This is a genomic window from Deltaproteobacteria bacterium (assembly GCA_035063765.1).
Taxonomy (GTDB): domain Bacteria; phylum Myxococcota_A; class UBA9160; order UBA9160; family PR03; genus CAADGG01.
Genome location: JAPSFT010000025.1, coordinates 34,266 through 53,293 on the forward strand (window position 1 = coordinate 34,266; position 19,028 = coordinate 53,293).

18 protein-coding genes are annotated in these 19,028 nt (G+C 74.9%); 11 read left to right on the top strand and 7 right to left on the bottom strand.

Annotated elements, in window-relative coordinates; translation table 11 throughout:
- Window positions 1-24 precede the first annotated feature (24 nt).
- Both OZ948_16670 and OZ948_16675 read right to left on the bottom strand, forming a co-directional pair.
- A complete protein-coding gene (locus OZ948_16670; protein MEB2346361.1) occupies window positions 25-1,245 on the bottom strand; it encodes an HlyD family efflux transporter periplasmic adaptor subunit in 1,221 nt (406 codons plus the stop codon).
- Window positions 1,242-2,027, bottom strand: a complete 786-nt coding sequence (locus tag OZ948_16675; GenBank protein ID MEB2346362.1) for a CerR family C-terminal domain-containing protein — start codon at window positions 2,025-2,027, stop codon at window positions 1,242-1,244. The genes OZ948_16670 and OZ948_16675 overlap by 4 nt, the downstream gene beginning before the upstream one ends.
- 228 nt (window positions 2,028-2,255) lie before the next feature.
- On the opposite strand from OZ948_16675, the gene OZ948_16680 reads away from it, so the two are divergent.
- Window positions 2,256-3,476 carry an aminotransferase class I/II-fold pyridoxal phosphate-dependent enzyme gene (locus OZ948_16680; GenBank protein MEB2346363.1) on the top strand — a complete coding sequence of 407 codons (1,221 nt, stop codon included), beginning with the start codon at window positions 2,256-2,258 and terminating at the stop codon, window positions 3,474-3,476.
- A gap of 125 nt (window positions 3,477-3,601) precedes the next feature.
- Here the strand turns inward: OZ948_16680 and OZ948_16685 are convergent, their stop codons facing one another.
- Complete coding sequence (locus OZ948_16685; GenBank protein ID MEB2346364.1) at window positions 3,602-4,156, bottom strand: methylated-DNA--[protein]-cysteine S-methyltransferase; 555 nt, start codon at window positions 4,154-4,156, stop codon at window positions 3,602-3,604.
- A 41-nt stretch (window positions 4,157-4,197) separates the two neighbouring features.
- Between OZ948_16685 and galE the strand changes: the two genes are divergently transcribed.
- Together galE and OZ948_16695 are read left to right on the top strand one after the other, a co-directional pair.
- Window positions 4,198-5,184 (top strand): UDP-glucose 4-epimerase GalE, encoded by a 987-nt coding sequence (gene galE / locus OZ948_16690; protein MEB2346365.1) that lies wholly within the window; start codon window positions 4,198-4,200, stop codon window positions 5,182-5,184.
- 179 nt (window positions 5,185-5,363) lie between these two features.
- On the top strand, window positions 5,364-6,608 hold the full coding sequence (locus OZ948_16695; protein ID MEB2346366.1) for a D-alanyl-D-alanine carboxypeptidase: 1,245 nt from the start codon (window positions 5,364-5,366) through the stop codon (window positions 6,606-6,608).
- 56 nt (window positions 6,609-6,664) lie between these two features.
- Here the strand turns inward: OZ948_16695 and OZ948_16700 are convergent, their stop codons facing one another.
- From OZ948_16700 to gshB, 3 genes are all read right to left on the bottom strand, one after another.
- Entirely contained in the window at window positions 6,665-8,128 is a 1,464-nt protein-coding gene (locus OZ948_16700) for a sigma-54 dependent transcriptional regulator (protein ID MEB2346367.1), read from the bottom strand.
- Window positions 8,129-8,278: 150 nt separating this feature from the next.
- Window positions 8,279-8,617 carry a hypothetical protein gene (locus OZ948_16705; GenBank protein MEB2346368.1) on the bottom strand — a complete coding sequence of 113 codons (339 nt, stop codon included), beginning with the start codon at window positions 8,615-8,617 and terminating at the stop codon, window positions 8,279-8,281.
- Between the two features lie 227 nt (window positions 8,618-8,844).
- Window positions 8,845-9,837 carry a glutathione synthase gene (gene gshB / locus OZ948_16710; GenBank protein MEB2346369.1) on the bottom strand — a complete coding sequence of 331 codons (993 nt, stop codon included), beginning with the start codon at window positions 9,835-9,837 and terminating at the stop codon, window positions 8,845-8,847.
- 118 nt (window positions 9,838-9,955) lie between these two features.
- Here gshB and OZ948_16715 point away from each other — a divergent pair, with 118 nt between their 5' ends.
- On the top strand, window positions 9,956-12,538 hold the full coding sequence (locus tag OZ948_16715; GenBank protein ID MEB2346370.1) for a PBP1A family penicillin-binding protein: 2,583 nt from the start codon (window positions 9,956-9,958) through the stop codon (window positions 12,536-12,538).
- Window positions 12,539-12,540: 2 nt separating this feature from the next.
- Entirely contained in the window at window positions 12,541-13,320 is a 780-nt protein-coding gene (locus OZ948_16720; GenBank protein MEB2346371.1) for an ATP-binding protein, read from the top strand.
- A 40-nt stretch (window positions 13,321-13,360) separates the two neighbouring features.
- Here the strand turns inward: OZ948_16720 and OZ948_16725 are convergent, their stop codons facing one another.
- Window positions 13,361-14,002 carry an alpha/beta fold hydrolase gene (locus OZ948_16725; GenBank protein MEB2346372.1) on the bottom strand — a complete coding sequence of 214 codons (642 nt, stop codon included), beginning with the start codon at window positions 14,000-14,002 and terminating at the stop codon, window positions 13,361-13,363.
- A gap of 27 nt (window positions 14,003-14,029) precedes the next feature.
- Between OZ948_16725 and nth the strand changes: the two genes are divergently transcribed.
- From nth to OZ948_16755, 6 genes are all read left to right on the top strand, one after another.
- Complete coding sequence (nth, locus tag OZ948_16730; protein MEB2346373.1) at window positions 14,030-14,716, top strand: endonuclease III; 687 nt, start codon at window positions 14,030-14,032, stop codon at window positions 14,714-14,716.
- The gene (locus tag OZ948_16735; protein MEB2346374.1) at window positions 14,713-15,231 is read left to right on the top strand and encodes an NUDIX hydrolase; all 519 of its coding nucleotides are present in this window, start codon (window positions 14,713-14,715) and stop codon (window positions 15,229-15,231) included. Before nth ends, OZ948_16735 begins: the two co-directional genes overlap by 4 nt.
- The gene (locus OZ948_16740) at window positions 15,228-16,157 is read left to right on the top strand and encodes an LLM class flavin-dependent oxidoreductase (GenBank protein ID MEB2346375.1); all 930 of its coding nucleotides are present in this window, start codon (window positions 15,228-15,230) and stop codon (window positions 16,155-16,157) included. Before OZ948_16735 ends, OZ948_16740 begins: the two co-directional genes overlap by 4 nt.
- 214 nt (window positions 16,158-16,371) lie before the next feature.
- Complete coding sequence (locus OZ948_16745) at window positions 16,372-17,142, top strand: rhomboid family intramembrane serine protease (GenBank protein MEB2346376.1); 771 nt, start codon at window positions 16,372-16,374, stop codon at window positions 17,140-17,142.
- Between the two features lie 10 nt (window positions 17,143-17,152).
- Entirely contained in the window at window positions 17,153-17,983 is an 831-nt protein-coding gene (locus OZ948_16750; protein MEB2346377.1) for an NAD-dependent deacylase, read from the top strand.
- Window positions 17,980-18,912, top strand: a complete 933-nt coding sequence (locus tag OZ948_16755) for a DUF4097 family beta strand repeat-containing protein (GenBank protein MEB2346378.1) — start codon at window positions 17,980-17,982, stop codon at window positions 18,910-18,912. Before OZ948_16750 ends, OZ948_16755 begins: the two co-directional genes overlap by 4 nt.
- The last annotated feature ends 116 nt before the right edge of the window (window positions 18,913-19,028 follow it).

Genomic DNA, 19,028 nt, shown 5'->3' on the forward strand with positions numbered 1-19,028 from the left:
GCCGCTCGCGGGCCGGGGCCGCCCTCACGGCATGCCTCTCGCCGGCGCCGCCCGCGGCGCTCGCTGGGCCGGCTCTGCCTGCGGCGCTCCCTGGGCCGGCGCCGCCTGCGGCGCTCCCTGGGCCGGCGCCGCCTGCGGCGCTCCTTGGGCCGGCGCCGCCTGCGGCGCCTCTTGGGCCGGCGCCGCCCTCGGGACCTCGTTCGCAACCCGGCGGGGAGCGCTCCCTGCCGGCGGGGCCTCCTCGACCAGGTAGACGTTGCCCTCGGTACCCGGCTGGAAGCGCTCGACGTCCTCGAGGATCCGCACCTTGGCCCGGTAGACCTGCCCGATCCGGTCGCTGCGGGTCTCGATCTTCTCGGGCGTGAAGTTGGCCTCGCTGGCGACGAAGGAGACCTCGCCCGGCACGCGCCGGTCCGGCGTGCTGTCGAGCTCGATCTCGACGCGGGCGCCCACCCGCACCCGGTCCACGTCGCTCACCGGAACGTAGATCTGCACGTACTTGTCGAGCGGGTCGAGTACCGAGAGCACCGGCGTGCCGGGCTGCGCGAGCTCGCCCGGCCACAGGAGCTGTGCCTGCACCACGCTGGCGGCCGCCGGCGCACGTACGTCGTGCTTCGCGCGCTGCACCTCGAGCTCGCCGAGCTGCGCGCGGGCCAGCTCGAGCTGCCCGCGAAGGACCTCGAGCGCGCGCCGCGCGAGCGCGATCTCGCCCTCCTGGGCGCGGCTGCGCGCCAGGAGCTCGCGAGCACGCTCGACGGCGCTGCGCGTGGCGTCGTGCCCGGCGCGTGCCTCGTCGAGCCGCTGCACCGAGACGACGCCGTCGGCCCTGAGCTTCTCGGTGCGCGCGAAGGTGCGCGCCGCCAGGACGGCGTCGGCCTGCGCCTGGCGCAGCGCCGCCTCCTGCGCCGCCACGTCCTGGGTCCAGGTGGCCTCGACCAGCGCCACCTGCTCCTCCTGCTGGCGGATCCGGGCCTCGAGCACGCCCAGCTCCTCGCGCTTCGAGGCGATCTTCGCGTCGATCTCGCTCGGGTCGATGCGTGCCACCACGGCGCCGGCTGGCACCGCGTCGCCCTCGCCGAAGGCGACCTCGAGCACGCGCCCGTTCACCTCCGCGCGCAGCACGCGCTGCTCGCCTTCGACGAAGCCCGTGTAGTGACGCGCACCTTCGTCGCGGCGCAGCCACACGATCAGGGCGGCCGCCACGGCGAGGAGCCCCGCTGCTGCCAGCAGCCGGCGGCGGTTCACCGGCGCCTCCGCGCGCGGCGGCGGCTGCGCAGCCGCTCGATGCCGCCCAGGGTGAACTCGGTGACGTGCTCGGCCACCTCGTCGACGAAGCCGCGCGGCCAGGCGCGCCGCTCCATCATCAGGAGCAGCGCCGGCCGGTGGGTCAGGTAGAAGGCGAGCTGCCCGACCGTGCTGAAGCTCGCGCGCGTGCGCTCGGCGGGAGCCAGCTCGGGCGCGAGCCTGACCAGGATGCGCTCGATCGCCCCCCGCAGCGGAAGCACCCAGCGTCGCACGATCATCTGCAGGGCGTCGCTCGGGTCGAGCAGCTCGCGCTGCATCAGGGAGGCGTGGATCCGATCGTCCTCGAGGAAGGAGCGCAGGATGGTCCGGAGGCGGGCCCGCAGCAGCGCCTCCACCTCGCCGCGCGAGCAGCCGGCCAGGTCCTCCTCGCCACCCACGGCGGCGCCCTGCGCGGCCAGCCGGTGCTCGAGCGCCTCGAAGTGCTCGCGCGCCACCTCGAGGTAGAGACCCCTCTTCGAGCCGAAGTGGTAGTTGGCGGCGGCCAGGTTCGTGCCGGCGCGCTCGGCGATCTCGCGCAGCGTCGCGCCCCGGAACCCGCGTGCCGCGAAACGCTCGCCCGCAGCGGCGAGCAGGCGGCGGCGAGTGGCGGCGGAGCCGCCACGACCAAGGCTCGCGGCGGAGCCGCCACGACCGAGGCTCGCGGCGGAGCCGCCACGGGCCGCCCCGGCGGCGACGCCGCCAGGCGGACCCGGGCGGGAGGACGAACGGCCCGAGGAGCGCATCGAACAGATGTTTCAATCATCCGTTCGAATCGGCAACCCCACCCGGATCCGTGCGGCCGGGTCCGCGCGGGGCTGCCCCCCGCGAGCCGGCCGGCGTCGGTTGACGCGCCCGGGGGCCGCCCGTACTCTGCCGTTCGTCGTTCCAGGGCGATTTCCGGCGCTTGCAGGCCCCCGGGTCCACCGCGGACCTCCGGAAGATTGCTAAGCGCCCCCCAGAAGAAGAGCACCATGAGCGAACGCCGCACGGAGCCCGGCTCCGCGCACCGCTCCGGACCTGCCGGGGCGGGCGATTCCACGCGCTCGGTCCACGGCGGCGAGCGGGAGCATCGCGAGAGCGATGCCCTGACCACGCCGCTCTACCAGACCTCGACCTACACCTTCCCGGATTCGGCACAGGTGCGCGCCTACCAGGAAGGCCGGCTGGTGCGCGACGAGTACGGCCGCTACGGCAACCCCACCTGGCGCGCGGTCGAGCGCAAGCTGGCGGCGCTCGAGGGCGGCGAGGACGCGGTGCTCTTCGCGTCCGGGATGTGCGCCGCCACAACGACCTTCCTGGCCATGCTGCCGCGGGGCGCGCACCTCGTGGTGACGAGCGACTGCTACCGCCGCACCCGCCAGTTCATCGCCCAGTACCTGACCCGGCTCGGCGTCGAGACCACCGTCATCGAGCCGGCGGATCCGCAGAAGCTCGCCGAGGCGCTGCGCCCCGAGACGAAGCTCTTCTTCAGCGAGAGCCCGACCAACCCGTACCTGCGGGTCATCGACGTCGCCGAGGCCGCACGCGTGTGCCACGCCCGCGGCGTCAAGGTGGTGATCGACTCGACCTTCGCTGCGCCGGTGAACCAGCGGGCCCTCGAGCAGGGCGCCGACCTCGTGCTGCACAGCGCCACCAAGTACCTGGGCGGGCACAACGACCTGATCGCCGGCTGCGCGGTGGGCCCGGCGGCGCTGATCGCGGGCCTGCGCGACGCCGTGGGCGTGCTCGGCGGCATCCTCGACCCGCACGCCGCCTGGCTCCTGCTGCGCGGGCTCAAGACGCTCGCGCTGCGCATGGCGCGCCACAACGAGAACGGCGCCCGCGTGGCGGCCTGGCTCGAGGCGCACCCGAAGGTCCGGCGCGTCTGGTACCCGGGCCTCGCGAGCCATCCCGACCACGCGGTGGCGGCGCGCACGATGCGCGGCTTCGGCGGCGTCGTCACCTTCGAGCTCGAGAGCGACCTCGAAGGCACCCAGCGCTTCGTCGACGCCGTCCGCCTCCCCTACATCGGCCCGAGCCTCGGCGGCGTCGAGTCCCTGATCGAGATGCCGGCCACGATGTCCTACTGGGACCAGACCCGCGAGGAGCGCTACGCGCTCGGCATCACCGACTCGCTGGTCCGGCTCTCGCTCGGCGTCGAGGACGGCGACGACCTGGTGGCCGACCTCGCCCAGGCGCTGGAGCAGGTGTAGGGCGCGGTGCTGCCGGGCAGCGGGCGCCCCACACCCGCTCGAGAGCGATCGACCGCAGCGGACGGGCCCGATCGCCAGCAGCCGAGCGGATCTCCTGACCGTCCACCAGCGGGCGGGGGCTCCGGCTACAGCAGCGCGCCCTGGTGCCGGACGGACTGCTCCATCGCGAGCAGGCGGCGCTTCAGGTCGAGGCCGCCGCCGTAGCCGCCGAGGCGGCCGCCGCTCTGGATCACGCGGTGACACGGAACGATGATCGAGACCGGGTTCGCGCCGTTGGCGGAGCCGACCGCGCGTACCGCCGTCGGGTTCCCGATCGCGCGCGCGCCGTCGGCGTAGGAGCGCGTCTCGCCGTAGGGGATCGTCTCGAGCCAGGCCCAGACCGTGCGCTGGAAGGGCGTCCCGCGCAGGTCGAGCGCGAGCTCGAAGGCGCTGCGCTTGCCGGCCAGGTACTCGACGAGCTGGCGGGCGGCGTCGCGGTTGGGCGCGAAGGCCTCCTCGCGCCGGGCGCCGGGCGCCATCCGCGAGAGCCAGCCGGCCAGGCCGTGGCCCCCGGCGCGCGGCAGCGCCAGGTACGCGAGCCCGCGCGCCGTCGAGGCGAGGCGCAGCGCGCCGATCGGCGTCTCGACGCTCGCGGTGAAGACGCGCTCGATCGGCTCGGGGGCGGGCTCGACGGTCGCCATCAGGCCGTCACCATACCACGCGCCCGCCGGGCGGAGGGACGATGGCGCGACTGCTGGTGACGGGGGGCGCTGGATACGTCGGGAGCCACGCGCTCCGGGCGCTCGCCGCCGCCGGCCACGAGGTCGTCGTGCTCGACGACCTGCGCGCCGGCGCGGCCCGTGCCGTCGCCTCCGGCGTCCCGCTCGTGCGCGGCGACGCTGGCGACCGGGAGCTCGTCGCGCGCGTCCTCGCCGAGCACGGGCCCTTCACCGGCGTCCTGCACTTCGCGGGCTCGATCTCGGTGCCCGAGTCGGTCGCCGATCCGCTCCTCTACTACCGCAACAACACGGCTGCGAGCGCGGCGCTGCTCGCGGCCGCCCTGGCCCACGGCGTGCGCGCCTTCGTGTTCTCCTCGACCGCCGCCGTCTACGGGAGCCCCGCGCGCCAGCCGATCGACGAGGACACCCCCCTCGCGCCCGAGAGCCCCTACGGCGCCTCGAAGGCGATGGTCGAGCGCATGCTCGCCGACGCAGGCCGCGCCCACGGCCTGCGCTGGCTCGCGCTGCGCTACTTCAACGCGAGCGGCGCCGACCCGGCGGGCGGCATCGGGGAGCGCCACGACCCGGAGACGCACCTGATCCCGCTCGCGCTCGAGGCCGCGGCCGGCCTGCGGCCCTCGCTGTCGCTCCACGGCGCGGACTGGCCCACGCCCGACGGCACCTGCGTGCGCGACTACGTACACGTCGCCGACCTCGCCGACGCCCACCGGCTCGGGATCGAGACGCTGCTCGGGGGCGGCGCGAGCGGCTGCTTCAACCTCGGCACCGGCACCGGCCGATCGATCCGCGAGGTGCTGGCAGCCGTCGAGCGCGTGACGGGGCGCCGCGTGCCCGTCGCGGCGGCGGCGCGCCGGCCGGGTGACCCGGCGGTCCTGGTCGCCGACGCCACGCGCTTCCGCGGCCGCTTCGGCTGGACGCCCGCGTGCTCCGACCTCGACACGATCGTCGCCACCGCCTGGGCGTGGCTGCGCGCGTGGCGGGGGCTCTGAGCCGGATCGGAGCTGGCGCCGCGCGCGACCTCCCGGCGCACGCTGTGCGCCGCGCGGGCCAGGGGCCTCGCGGTGCGCTCGCGGCGCCCGATGGGCTCCGCCGCGGTCCAGCCGGGCTGGTGCGCACTGCCAGCCGCGTCATCTTCCCGCGCGGTTCGGGAGCGAAGGGGGGGTTGCTCGTGATCGTCCACCGTCCGTCCGGGTCCGCCCGGCCCGCGTTCGTGCCGTGTGCGTCCCTGGTGCTGGCGCTGCTCCTCGCCGCGCCGCCCGCGCGCGCCGCCGATCTCGCCGAGCGCGCGCGCACGCTGGTCGGCGCCGATCAGGGCGTCTACGTCGAGGCCGAGGACGGCACCGTGCTGGTGGCCCAGCAAGCGGCGCGCCCGGTGCACCCGGCCTCGGTGTCGAAGGTCCCGACCACGCTCGCGCTCCTGCGCGCGCTCGGGCCCGCGCACCGCTTCGAGACGCGCTTCGCGGCGGGCGGCCCGCTGCGCGACGGGCGCATCGACGGGCCGCTCGTGGTCGCCGCCGCCGGCGATCCGTTCTTCGTCGACGAGAACGCGCTCCTGGTGGCGCAGGCCCTACGCGAGGCGGGCGTGCGCGAGGTCGCCGGGGGGCTCGTGGTGCAGGGACCGCTGCTCTTCGACTGGGAGTCGGAGGCGGCGGGCCCGCGCCTGCGGCGCGCGCTCGCAGGCGGCGCTCCGGCGGCGGCCTGGCAGGCGGTGCGGGCGCAGGGGGGCGGCGACGGCGCCCCGCCCGCGCTGCACTTCACCGGCGGGACCGTGCCCGCGAAGGCGAGTCCGGTCACGCTCGTCACGCACCGCTCGGAGCCCCTGATCCCGCTCCTGAAGGCGCTGAACGGCTATTCGAACAACATCTTCGCCGCGCTCGCGCAGGCGGCCGGCGGCATCGCGGCCGTGCAGGCGGACGTCCGCGGGATCCTGCCCGAGGCCTGGCGCGAGGAGCTGATCCTCGGTGACGGCGCCGGAGCGCACCGCAGGAACCGGATGAGCCCGCGCGCCACGGTGGCGATCCTGCGCGCGCTCGAGGCCGAGCTCGCACGCCACGGCCGCACGCTCGCCGACGCGCTGCCGGTGGCCGGCGTCGACGACGGAACCCTGCGCCACCGCCTCGACGGCCCCGGCGAGCGCGGCGTCGTGGTCGCCAAGACGGGGACCTACGGCTCCTACGGCGCCTGCGCGCTGGCCGGCGCGCTGCGCACCGAGCGGCGGGGGATCGTGTACTTCGCGGTGCTCAACCGCGGGGTCCCGGTCGAGCCCGCCCGCCGCCGCCAGGACGCCTTCGTGCGAGCCCTCCTCACCGAGCTCGGCGCCCTGCCCTGGGGCTACCAGCGCGACGACACCCCCGCCTTCGCCCGAGCTGAGGTGTTCGGGGACAGTCCCGGCGATCCGGCGATTCGACGGTAGTCCGAGCGAAGCGCGGGCAGCGAGCGAATCGCCGGATCGCCGGGACTGTCCCCGCCTCAGTCGCTGGTGCTGTCGCCCATGGCGAGGCGCTTCATCATCTTCTGGAGCGACTGGCGCGGGATGCCGAGCTTCTCGCTGGCCTTGCTCTTGCTGCCGGTCTCCTCGAGCGCGCGCTGGATCATGCGGCGCTTGAGCTCGTCGACGGAGCGGTTCAGGTCCCAGTCGAAGCCGGGCAGCTCGACCGCGGCGGCGGACTCGTCGCCGGCCGGGCGCCCGCGCACGTGCTCCGAGAGCATATCGACGGTGATCGTGTCGGCGTCGCCCGCCAGCGCCACCACGCGCTCGATCTCGTTCTCGAGCTCGCGCACGTTGCCGCTCCACGGGCAGGCCACCAGCCGGTCCATCGCGGCGTTCGTGAAGCCCTTGATGCGGCGCGACATGCGGGCGGTCGCGTGCTCGAGGAAGTGGTGGGCCAGCACCGGGATGTCCTCGCGCCGCTCGCGCAGCGGGGGAATCGCGATCTCGACCACGCGCAGCCGGTAGTAGAGGTCCTCGCGGAACTTCCCCTCCGACACCATCCGGCGCAGGTCCTTGTTGGTGGCGGCGATCACGCGCACGTCCACCTTGCGCACGTCGGAGGCGCCGAGCGGCCGGATCTCGCCGTCCTGGAGCACGCGCAGCAGGCGCACCTGCATGCTCATGTTGGTCTCGCCGATCTCGTCGAGGAAGATCGTACCGCCGTGGGCGTGCTCGAAGAGCCCCTTCTTGTCCTCGTGGGCGCCGGTGAAGGCGCCGCGCTTGTGGCCGAAGAGCTCGCTCTCGAGCAGCGTGTCGGGCAGCGCGCCGCAGTTCTGGGCGACGAAGCGGCCGGCCTTGCGCGCGCCGGCGTAGTGGATCGCGCGCGCCACCAGGTCCTTGCCGGTGCCGGTCTCGCCGCTGATCAGCACCGTCGCGTCGGTGCCCGCCACCTTCTCCATCACCTCGAAGACGCGCTGCATCGCCGGGCTCGAGCCGATCAGGCTGTCGAAGGCGTAGCGGCGCTCCACCTCGCGGCGCAGGTAGAGGTTCTCGGCGCGCAGCCGCTCGTTGGCGTCGCGCAGCGCGGCGGCGAGCGCGACGTTCTCGGTGGCGAGGCCGTAGGACTCGAGCGCGCGCCGGACGTTGAGGCGCAGCTCGTCGGGGTCCCAGGGCTTCGCGACGTAGCGGTAGATGCGGCCTTCGTTGACCGCGCGCACGATCGAGGCGAGGTCGGCGTAGCCGGTCAGCATCATGCGGATCGCCGTCGGATTGCGCTCGATCACCTTCTCGAGGAACTCGACGCCGGTCATGCCGGGCAGGACCTGGTCCGCGATCACGAGCGCGATCGGCTCGCGCTCGAGGATCTCGAGGCCCTCCTGGGCGTTGCGCGCGGTGAAGACCCGGTAGTCGTCGGCGAGCGTGAGCTCGAGGCTCTCGAGGATGCCTTCCTCGTCGTCGACGATCAGGATCGCGTAGGGCTCGCCGCCCCGCGCAGGATCCATCGGGGGTTGGCGAGGCTCGGCGGGCACGCGCGGGAGCATACCCGGGATCGGGTCCGGGGCGCTCCGGACGGCAGGCCGGGCGGGCCGGCCTGCCGTCCGGGAGCCGCGGAAGCAGTTGCTCCCGCTGCGCCTCCGTGCTTCAGCGCCGCGTCAGCGCCGGGCGCGCCCGGTGCTGCGGCGAGCGGCCGGCTTGCGCGTGCGCCTCGCGGTGCGGCGCGGAGCGGCGCGCTTCGCGCCGCGGCGTGCCGTGCTCCGGCGCGCGCCCGGCTTCGCCATCTTCGCCTTCGACACGTCGCCTTCCTTGTCGATGAAGTAGAGGAAGCCGTCCTCGCGCTTCACGCCGACCTTGGCGACGACCTGCGGCTTGCCCTTCGGCGCCTTGCCGCCGCCGCGGGCCATCCGGGCGCGGCTCACGTCGCCCTTCTTGTCGAGGAAGTAGAGCCACCCGCGCTCGCGGGTGATGCCGGTTCTCGCGATCTTGGTGGCCATGGGCCGTCTCTCTCCTGTGTGGGCGGTCCGGGGATGCCGGGCCGGTTGCCGTCGAGTCGGCAGGGGAGGAGACGCCGCGGGCTGGGGTGTGGCAGCCGCGGTGACGCCTCGCAGTGTGCCCGGCTCCCCCGTGGGTGTCAACGATTTTCCGGGGGGTTAGGACCTGGACCTGCGAGGGAGTGCGACGGGAGCCGCCAGGCTCGTTGCCCCCAGGGGCACCCGGCTGCTCAGGCAACGGGTGAGGCGTCCTCCAGGGCGCTCCGATGCCGGTGCGCCCGGCCTTCGGCGGCCTCGATCACGCGCAGCTCGAGCCGGGTCTGCTCGAGCGCGTCGATCTCCTGGATCCCGGTCGGGCTCGTGACGTTCACCTCGGTGAGCCGGCCGCCGATCACGTCGATGCCGACGAAGAACAGGCCGTCGCGCAGGAGGGCCGGGCGGATGCGCTCCACGATGCGGCGGTCCTGGTCGTCGAGCGGGGCCCGCGCGGGCCTTCCGCCGACGTGCAGGTTGGCGCGGGTCTCGCCCGCGGCAGGGACCCGCAGGAGCGCCCCGAGCACCTCGCCCTCGAGCAGCAGGATGCGCTTGTCCCCCTCGCGTACGGCCGGCAGGTACTGCTGCGCCATCGCCCAGCGCGTCCCGAAGCCGGTCGCGGTCTCCAGGATCGAGAAGAGGTTGCGGTCGTCGTGACGCAGGTGGAAGACACCCTCGCCGCCCTTGCCCCCGAGCGGCTTCACGATCATCTGGCCGCCCATCTTGGCCAGGAAGTCGACCAGCTCCGGGATCCAGCGCGTGACGCGCGTCTCGGGCATCAGCTCGGAGAACTGCAGCGCGTAGAGCTTCTCGTTGGCCCAGATGACGGTGTCGGGGCGGTTCAGCACCAGCGCGCGGCGGCAGAGCGCGAGGATCTGCGTGGCGGCCACGTAGTCGGTGTCCACCGGCGGGTCCTTGCGCTGCCAGACCACGTCGGCGCCGTCGTCGAGGGCGACGCTGCGCGGCTCCCCCAGGCTGTAGTGCCGGCCCGGCTCGCGGCGCAGCTCGACCGGGCGCACGCGCGCCAGCGGCCGGCCGGCGTCCACCGACAGGTCGCCGAGCTCGCAGTAGAGCACGCGGTGGCCGCGCTCCTGGGCCGCGAGCATCAGCACGAAGGTGGTGTCCTTCGTGCTGTCGATGGACCCGATCGGATCCATCACGAACAGCATCGAGAGCGGGCCGGGCGACACGCTGGGGCCTCCGGGACGCCGCCAAGCGGTAGCGCAGACCGGGGGCCGGAGGCCACGGCGCGCGTCGTCGCCCGGGTGGGCGGCTGCTAGCCTGCCGGACGCTCCTCGGGAGATGGGAATGCGATCTTTGCTGCGGGGCCTGCTCCGCCTCCTGATGCGGATCGTGGTCGGGCTCGTCGCGCTGGCTGGCCTCGGGCTCGCGGCCGCGGCCGGAGCGGCCTTCCTGCTCTACCAGGTGATCGTCCGCGACCTTCCCGACTTCGAGAGCCTCGACGAGTACCACCCGCCGCTCGCGAGCGAGGTGTACGCGCGCGACGGCACGCCGATCGGCGAGTTCTTCGAGGAGCGGCGCCGGCTCGTGCGGCTCGACGAGATCCCGCGCCACGTGATCCTCGCCTTCGTCGCCGGCGAGGACGACTCCTTCTTCCAGCACAGCGGGGTCGACATCCGCTCGATCGCGCGCGCCGCCTGGGTGAACTTCACCGCCGGCGAGATCGAGCAGGGCGCCAGCACCATCACCCAGCAGCTCGTGAAGAGCATGCTGCTGACGCCCGAGCGCAGCTACGACCGCAAGCTCAAGGAGATGTTCCTCGCCCGGCGCCTCGAGCAGCGCTTCGACAAGGACGAGATCCTCTCGCTCTACCTGAACCAGATCTACTTCGGCTCGGGCGCCTACGGGATCGGGGAGGCCGCGCGCACCTACTTCGGCAAGCCGGTGGGCGCGCTCACGATCGGGGAGGGCGCCCTGCTCGCAGGCCTGCCGAAGGCACCCTCCCGTTTCTCGCCGAACGTGAACCCCGAGCGCGCCGAGGAGCGGCGCCGCTACGTGCTCGGCCGCATGCGCGAGCTCGGCCACATCGACGAGGCCGCCTGGCGCGACGCCGTCGAGCATCCGCCCGCCGTCACCGGCCCGCCGGGCCGCGCGGACGCCGCGACCGCCGCCTGGTTCACCGAGGAGGTGCGCCGCACGCTCTTCGAGCGGCTCGGCGGCGACAGCGTCCTGCACGGCGGGCTGCGCATCGAGACGAGCCTCGACCTGCCGCTCCAGCGCGTCGCCGAGCAGGCGCTGCGCGAGGGTCTGGTGGCGCTCGACCGGCGCCAGGGCTGGAAGGGCCCGCTGCGCCACACGACGGACCTCGCGGGCGAGGCCGCGCGGCTCGGCCGCGAGAACCGGCTCGATCCGGCGGGCGCCGCCCCCCTCGCGCCCGGCCGGACGCTGCTCGGCGTCGTCACCGACGTCGACGACGGCGCCGGCCGCGCGCGGGTCGCGCTCGCGTCCGGGGTGACCGGCCAGGTCGCGCTCGAGGACGTCGCGTGGGCGCGCCGGCGCGACTTCGAGCGCGTGTCGGTGCCACGCACGAAGATCTCGCAGGTCTTCACGAAGGGCGACGTCGCGCGCTTCGCCCCGAAGCCTCCCGACCCGCCCGCCGGTGGCGCCGAGGGCGGTGAAGCCGCGGCGGCCCGGCCCGCGGCGCCCGCCGGCGAGCCGCTGCGCCTCGTGCTGGCCCAGACCCCCGAGGTCGAGGGCGCGCTGGTCGCACTCGACGTGGACGGCGAGGAGGTCATCGCCCTGGTCGGCGGCTACGACTACGCGCGCAGCCAGTTCGACCGCGCGGTGCAGGCGCAGCGCCAGCCCGGCTCGGCGTTCAAGCCCTTCATCTACGCGGCGGCGATCCAGCACGGCTACACCGCGGTCACCACCGTCTACGACACCCAGGTCGTGTACACCGACCCGACCACCGGCGAGGTCTGGAAGCCCGCCAACTACGACCACCGCTTCCGCGGGCCCATCCCGATGCGCGAGGCGCTCGCCCGCTCGCTCAACAACGCCGCGGTGCGGATCCTGCTCGACGTCGGCATCCGGCCGGTGATCGACATCGTGCGCCGCTGCGGGATCCGCTCGCCGATCGCGCCCTATCCCTCCCTCGCGCTCGGCACGAGCCCGGTGACGCTGCTCGAGCTGACCAGCGCCTACGGTGTCTTCGCCGCGGGCGGCCAGCGCGTCGAGCCGGTCTTCATCCGCCGCGTCCTCGACCGTGACGGCCAGGTCCTGCTCGAGAACGTGCAGCTCCGCTCGCCGCAGCCGGGCGAGGCGGCCGCGGAACCCGGCGCGCAGGCGAGCGCGCCGCGCACCGAGCGCGAGCAGCGGCACGCAGCAGCCTCCGATCCCGGTGCGCGCCAGCCCTTCGCCGAGCCCGCGCCCGAAGCCGCTGCGAGCGGCCTCGCGCTCGACCCACCCCACGCCTTCCTGGTCGCGGACCTGCTGCGCGCGCCGATCGAGCACCCGGGCGGCACGTCGGTGAAGGCGCGGGCGCTCGGCCGGCCCGCCGCCGGCAAGACCGGCACCACCAACGACCAGGGCGACGCGTGGTTCGTGGGCTTCACGCCCGACGTCGTCGCCGGGGTCTGGGTGGGCTTCGACGTGCGCCAGGTGCTCGGTGCCAAGGAGACCGGCGGGCGCGCCGCGCTCCCGATCTGGGTCGAGTTCATGAAGGCCGCCCACGAGGGCCGGCCGGTGCGCGACTTCCCGGTGCCCGAGGGCGTGTCCTACGCACGGATCGACCCCTCCACCGGCAAGCTCGCCGGTGAACAGGGCGGCGGGAACTTCCAGGCGTTCCTCTCCGGCAACGAGCCCACCGAGACGGCGGGTAGCGCGGAGGAGGCCGAGCAGTCGCGGCGCATGCTGCGGATGGACTTCTAGGCGTGGAGCGCGATGTGCGCGAGCTGCCGGCCGGCGCGCAGGCGCGGGCCGGGCGGCGTGCGCCCCTCCGCAGCGAGGCGCAGCCGGCCGACGGCGAGCTGCGGCGCCTCGACCGGCTCGCGGGCGTGGGCCTGCTCGCCGCCGAGACCGCCCACGAGGTGCGCAACGCGCTCACCGCCGTGAAGACCTTCCTGCAGCTGCTCCCGGCGCGCGGCGACGACCCGGAGCTGCGCGGGCCCTTCCTCGCCCTGGCCGGCGAGGAGGTCGCCCGCATGGAGCGGCTGCTCGACGCGCTGCTCGAGCAGGCGCGCGGGGCGGCGAGTGCGGGCGGCGACGCGGTGCGGCGCTGCGATGCGGCGGCGGCCGTCAGCGCCGTGGCGCAGCTCGTCGCCCGGCGCGCGGCGGAACGTGGCCTGCACCTCGCGGTGGAGCTGGCCCCGGAGCTGCCGGAGCCGGCGATCGCCGCCGACGCGCTGCGCCAGGTGCTGCTGAACCTCGCGCTCAACGCGCTCGAGGCGACACCCGCCGGTGGCGACGTGCGGATCGGCGGCCGCGCGCTCGGCCGCGCGCTCGAGCTGGCGGTCGAGGACCGCGGCCCGGGCATTCCGGCCGCCCTGCGCCGCCGCGTCTTCGAGCCCTGGTACTCGACCCACGCCGGACGCCCGGGCGGGCTCGGACTCTCGATCGCGCGCCGCCTCGTCGACGAGGCCGGCGGCACGATCTCGATCGGCGACCGCGCCGGAGGCGGCGCCCGCATCCGCGTCCGCCTGCCCGCCCTCTGAGGGGGACAGTCCCGGCGATCCGGCGATTCTCGGGGCGGGCTCAGCGACCGAGCCAGCGCGTGACCTCGTTGCCGAGCGCTGCCAGGCCTGCCGCGAAGAAGTGGTCGGCGTCCTCGAGCAGGACGAAGCGGACAGCCGGCCGCTCCTTCGCGATCGCCTCGAGCGCCGCGGGCGGCGCGATCGCGTCGTGGCGGCCCGCGAGCAGCAGGACCTGGCGCTCGCCGGCACCGAGCCGCTCGGCAGCGAGCAGCGCCGGCGGCGGCGCGACCAGGACGAGGTGCGTGACGCGCGGCTGATCGGCAGCGGCGAGGAGCGCGGCCGCGGCGCCGAACGAGTAGCCGGCGGCGACCAGCGGCCCCGGCTCGCCGCGCCCGAGCTGGAGGAGCGCCGCGGCGAAGTCCCCGGCGCCGTCGGCGAGCGCGCCGCTCGGCGCGCCCGTGCTCCCGCCGACGCCGCGCCAGTTGAAGCGCAGCGACGCGAGCCCCGCCTTCGTGCACGCCCACGCCAGCTCCGTCACGACCGGCGATTCCATGCTGCCGCCGTAGAGCGGATGTGGAGGCGCGATCACGGCCCCGCCCCGCCCGGCGTCGCCCGCGACGTAGAGCCCTTCGAGCGCCTCGCCGCGCTCCCCCGCCTCGCCGAGCCACGGGATCGCCGTGCTCCGCTCCTCGCGCTTTGCCACCCCTTCCTCCTGCTACCCTGCGCGCCGATGGCTCGCGAGACCGACGCCGAGCGCCGACGCCGCGCGCTGCGCATCGTGCGCCGGCTCGCCGCCGCCTACCCCGACGCGCGCTGCGCCCTCGACTTCCGCAGTCCCTTCGAGCTGCTGGTCGCCACGATCCTCTCGGCCCAGTGCACGGACAAGAAGGTGAACGAGGTCACCCCGGCGCTCTTCGCCCGCTACCCGACCCCCGCGGCGCTGGCCGATGCGAAGCCCGCCGAGGTCGAGGCGATGATCCGCCCGACCGGCTTCTACCGCCAGAAGACCCGCGCGATCCAGTCCTCGGCCCGCGACATCGTGGAGCGCTTCGCCGGGCGCGTGCCCGGCACCATGGAGGAGCTGCTCTCGCTCCACGGCGTCGCGCGCAAGACCGCCAACGTGGTGCTCGGCAACGCCTTCGGCGTCCCGGGGCTCACGGTCGACACCCACATGAAGCGGGTCCACGCGCGGCTCGAGCTCACCCGGCACGAGGATCCCGTGAAGATCGAGCGCGATCTCATGGGGCTGATCCCCGAGCCGGAGTGGACGCTCTACTCGCACCGCGTGATCCACCACGGGCGGGTGTGCTGCGTGGCGCGCCGCCCGCACTGCGAGGCCTGCCCGCTCGCCGCCGACTGCCCCTGGCCGCGCCGGCATGCCGGCGTGCTCCGCGCCGTCCCCAAGGCGCGCCGATGAGCCGGCGCCTCGCCTACCAGGGCCGCTCGATCACCGTGTGGCAGGAGGAGGTGACGCTCCCGAACGGAGCGGTCGCGAAGCTCGACATCGTGCGCCACCCGGGCGCCTCGTGCGTGGTGCCGATCGAGGACGACGGGCGCGTGCTGCTGATCCGGCAGTACCGCCACGCCGCGGGCGGCACGATCTGGGAGGTGCCCGCCGGCAAGCTCGACGGCGACACGCCCGAGCAGTGCGCCCGCAAGGAGCTCGAGGAGGAGGCCGGCCGCCGCGCCGGGCGGCTCGAGCGGCTCGGCGAGATCTGGACCACGCCGGGCTTCACCGACGAGCGGATCCACCTGTTCGCCGCCTTCGACCTCGTCGAGGTGCCGCCCGCGCGCGAGGAGCACGAGGTGATCGAGGTGGTGCCGATGGCGCTCGACGCGGCGCTCGCGCTCGTCTGGAGCGGCGAGCTCGCCGACGCGAAGAGCGCGCTGGCGCTGGTCCACGCGGCCCGCCGGCTCGGGCGCCTGCGCTGAGCGGCGCGCTCGGCGTCGCGCTCGGCTGGCACTGCTGGGCGTGGCCGGACCTGCTCGCGCTGGTGCGCCAGGCCGAGGCGCTCGGCTACCGCTGCGCGTTCGTCGACGGCGACGTCTCGATGCTGCCCTCGCGCGGCGAGGGCGACGTGCTCGACGGCTGGACGGCGACCGTGGCGCTGCTCGCCGCGACCGAGCGGATCGAGATCGGCTCGCTGCGGCTCGTGCACCACTGGAACGCCGCGAAGCTGGCCCAGGCGGTGGCGACCGCCGAGCGGATCGCGCCGGGCCGCCTGCGCTTCCAGATCGCGATCGGCGCGCACCCGGCCGACGCCGGCTTCGGCCTCCCGTTCCCGCCCGCGGCGGATCGCATCGCCTGGCTCGAGGAGACCCTGCCCGTGCTCCGCCGCCTGTGGGCCGGCGAGACGGTGAGCGCCCGGGGCCGCTTCGTCCGCCTCGAAGCCGCCCGCGTGCGCCCGCTCCCGCGCGGCGGGAGGCTTCCGATCGCCGTGGCCGGCCGCGGCCCCCGGATGCTCGAGGTCGTGGCCGCCCACGCCGACCGCTGGGACGTGAACCTCCCGCCGATCGCCGCACGGGTCGATGACGCAGCGCGGCGTCTCGCCGGGGCCTGCGGGCGGCGGGGGCGCGACCCGGCCCGGATCGCGCGCTCGATGTGGGTCTTCGCGCGCCCTGGCGAGGACCCCGACGACCCCGGGGTCCACGCGGCGTTCCGGCGCTGGAACCCTTGGTTCTCGGAGGTTCCCGATGCAGAGCTGCGGGAGGCCGTGCTCGCCGGCCCGGTCCGGGAGTGCCGCGCCCGCCTGGCCTGGATCCGCCGCCGGCTCGGCATCGACCTGCCGCTGCTCGACCTCGCGGGCCTCGACCGCCCGACGGCGGAGCGCGTCATGACCGATCTCGCCGGGGCCTGAAGCCCGGCCGGTGATCGGCCGTCAAGCTCGTTGACCGAGCATTCACGGGAACTTACGCTCGGAGCCATCGCGGGGCCGCGCCCGACCCGCGAGGCGAGCGAACGAAACCGATCGCGACCGGAGCGACCGGAGCGACACGACCGGCCGGCACGCCCGGCCCGAGCCCGATCGAGCGAGTCCCCCATGGGCACGGCGATCGCGACGAGGAGCGGATTTGTACGGACGCGGGGTTCCGCCGGGCGGCGTCGGCTTCGGGCCGCCGATGACACCGCCGGTCATCAAGCAGCTCCTGATCGCCAACCTCGCGGTCTTCCTCGCGCAGGCGGTCGACATCCTGCCCGGGATGTTCGCGGCCACACCCATCGACTTCTGGACGCGCTTCTACCTCTGGCAGCCCTTCACCTACATGTGGCTGCACGGGGGGCTCGGCCACATCGCCGCGAACATGTTCGGGCTGTGGATGTTCGGCTCGCCGCTCGCGATGGCATGGGGCGCGCAGCGCTTCCTGCGCTTCTACCTGCTCTGCGGTGTCGGCGCGGGCTTCCTGATCGTCAGCTACCCGTGGGTCGCGGTGTGGCTCGGGATCGCCTCGCCGGCGACGCTCTCGGTCCCGACGCTCGGCGCCTCGGGCGCGGTGATGGGCGTGCTGCTCGCCTACTCGCTCACCTGGCCCGATCGCACGATCATGTTCATCTTCCCGCCGGTCGCCTTCCGCGCGATCTGGCTGATCCCGATCCTGTTCGTGATGGAGGCCATCCTCAGCCCGCCGAACGTCAGCCATCTCGGCCACCTGGGTGGCGTGCTGGTCGGCTGGCTCCTGCTGCGTGCGCACGGCGAGACCCTGCGCCTGCCGGTGCCCTCGCTCGCGCAGCTCAAGTACCGCTGGCGGCGCTGGCGGATGAGGCGTCGGCTGCGTGCCGTGCAGACCGACGACTGGCGCAGCCGCGCCCGGAACGACGACCGCTCCGGCCCGCGGCTGCACTAGGACCCGCGCGATGACGGACCTCCCCGACACGACCTTCGCGCTCACCCCCACCCTCGACGCCGGGATCCGCCGCGCCGCCGAGGCCCTGGTGGGCGCGCGCCACGCGGTGGCGCTGACCGGTGCCGGGCTCTCGGTCGAGAGCGGGATCCCGCCCTTCCGCGGCCCGGGCGGGATCTGGACGAGGTACGGCGAGCCCCCGATGGACGGCTACCAGCGCTTCCTGCGCGACCCCGCCGGGGCCTGGCGCGAGCGGCTCGCACCGCGCGAGGACTGGATGCGGGCCCTCGGCGAGGCGGTGCGCCAGGCCAAGCCGAACCCCGGCCACCTCGCCCTCGCCGAGCTCGAACGCCGCGGCCTGCTCGCCGCGCTGATCACGCAGAACATCGACGACCTCCACCGCCAGGCGGGGCACGCGCAGGTGCTCGAGATCCACGGCAACCACCGCCTGCTGCGCTGCCTCGCCTGCAACGCGCGCTTCGAGCCGGACACCCTCGCGATCGACCCCGACGACCTGCCGCCGCGTTGCCCGCGCTGCTCCGGGATCGTGAAGGGCGACATCGTGGTCTTCGGCGAGCCGATCCCGGCCGACGTGCTGGCCGCCTGCTTCCGCGCGGTCGAGCGCGCCGACTGCATGCTCGTCGCCGGCACCTCGGCGACGGTCTACCCGGCGGCCGAGTTCCCCTACGAGGTGCTGCGCGCCGGCGGCGTCGTGATCGAGGTGAACCCCGACGAGAGCGAGCTCAGCGGGGCGGCGACGATCTCGCTGCGCGGCCCGGGCGGTCCGGTGCTCTCGCGGCTGCTCGAGCACGCCGCCCGGCTCGCACCGGCGGAGGCGACATGAGCTCGCGCTCCCCGCACTCCGACTGGGCCGGTCACGGCCACGAGCACGTCCACGAGCACGAGGGCCCGTGCGCGGAGGGCGACGGCCGCGGCGGGCTCGGCGGGTTCCTGCGTTCGCTGCTCGCGGGCATCCCGTGGAGCGAGCGGGTCGAGGTTCTCGAGACACGGACCCTGCCGGCGCCGCGCTCGGGCGCGCTGCGCCTCGACAACGCCAACGGCATGACCCGCATCCTCGGCGAGGACCGGAGCGACGTCGAGGTGAAGATGCAGAAGGTGGCGCGCGCCGAGAGCACGGCGGCCGCGGAGGCGATGGCGCAGGAGATCCGCCTCGTGCGCCACGACACCGACTCCGGCACCGAGCTCGAGGTGGAGGCGCCGCGGCGCTGGAACCGGCGCGGGCACGCGAACCTCGAGCTGCGCGTCCCGCGCGGAACCCGCGTCGAGGTCTCGGCCTCGAACGGGAAGGTCTGCGTCGCCGGCCTCGGCAACGGCCTGCGGGTCCGCTCGAGCAACGTCGCCGTGCGCGTCGAGGACGTGAGCGGCGACGTCGAGATCCACGCCTCGAACGCGCGGCTCCTGTGCGCGGGGGTGTGCGGGCGCCTGCTGGCGCGGACCAGCAACGGCAAGATCGAGGTCGAGCGCCATCGCGGCGCGCTCGACGCCTCCTCCTCGAACGGCCTGATCCACGCCGCCATCGAGGAGCTCGGCGGCCCGGTGGTGCTCGCGACGAGCAACGGCAAGATCGCCCTCGAGCTGCCCGACGAGGTCGACGCCGACGTGAACCTGCGCGTCGACAACGGCGTGATCCGCAACCAGCGCTCGCTGTGCCGCTGCACCCGCTCGAGCGGCGGCCGCCTCACCGGCCAGCTCGGCAAGGGCGGTACCCCGATCAAGCTGCGCACCTCGAACGGCTCGATCTCGCTGCGCTAGTGTCCTGTGTCGGAAGTTCGCCGTCGAAGTCTCGAGCCGTCGCGGGCGGCTGGGTGTGCACCGAGATCGCGGCTACGGGCCGCTCGCAAGGCGCGCGACCGAGCCATGGCCGTCGC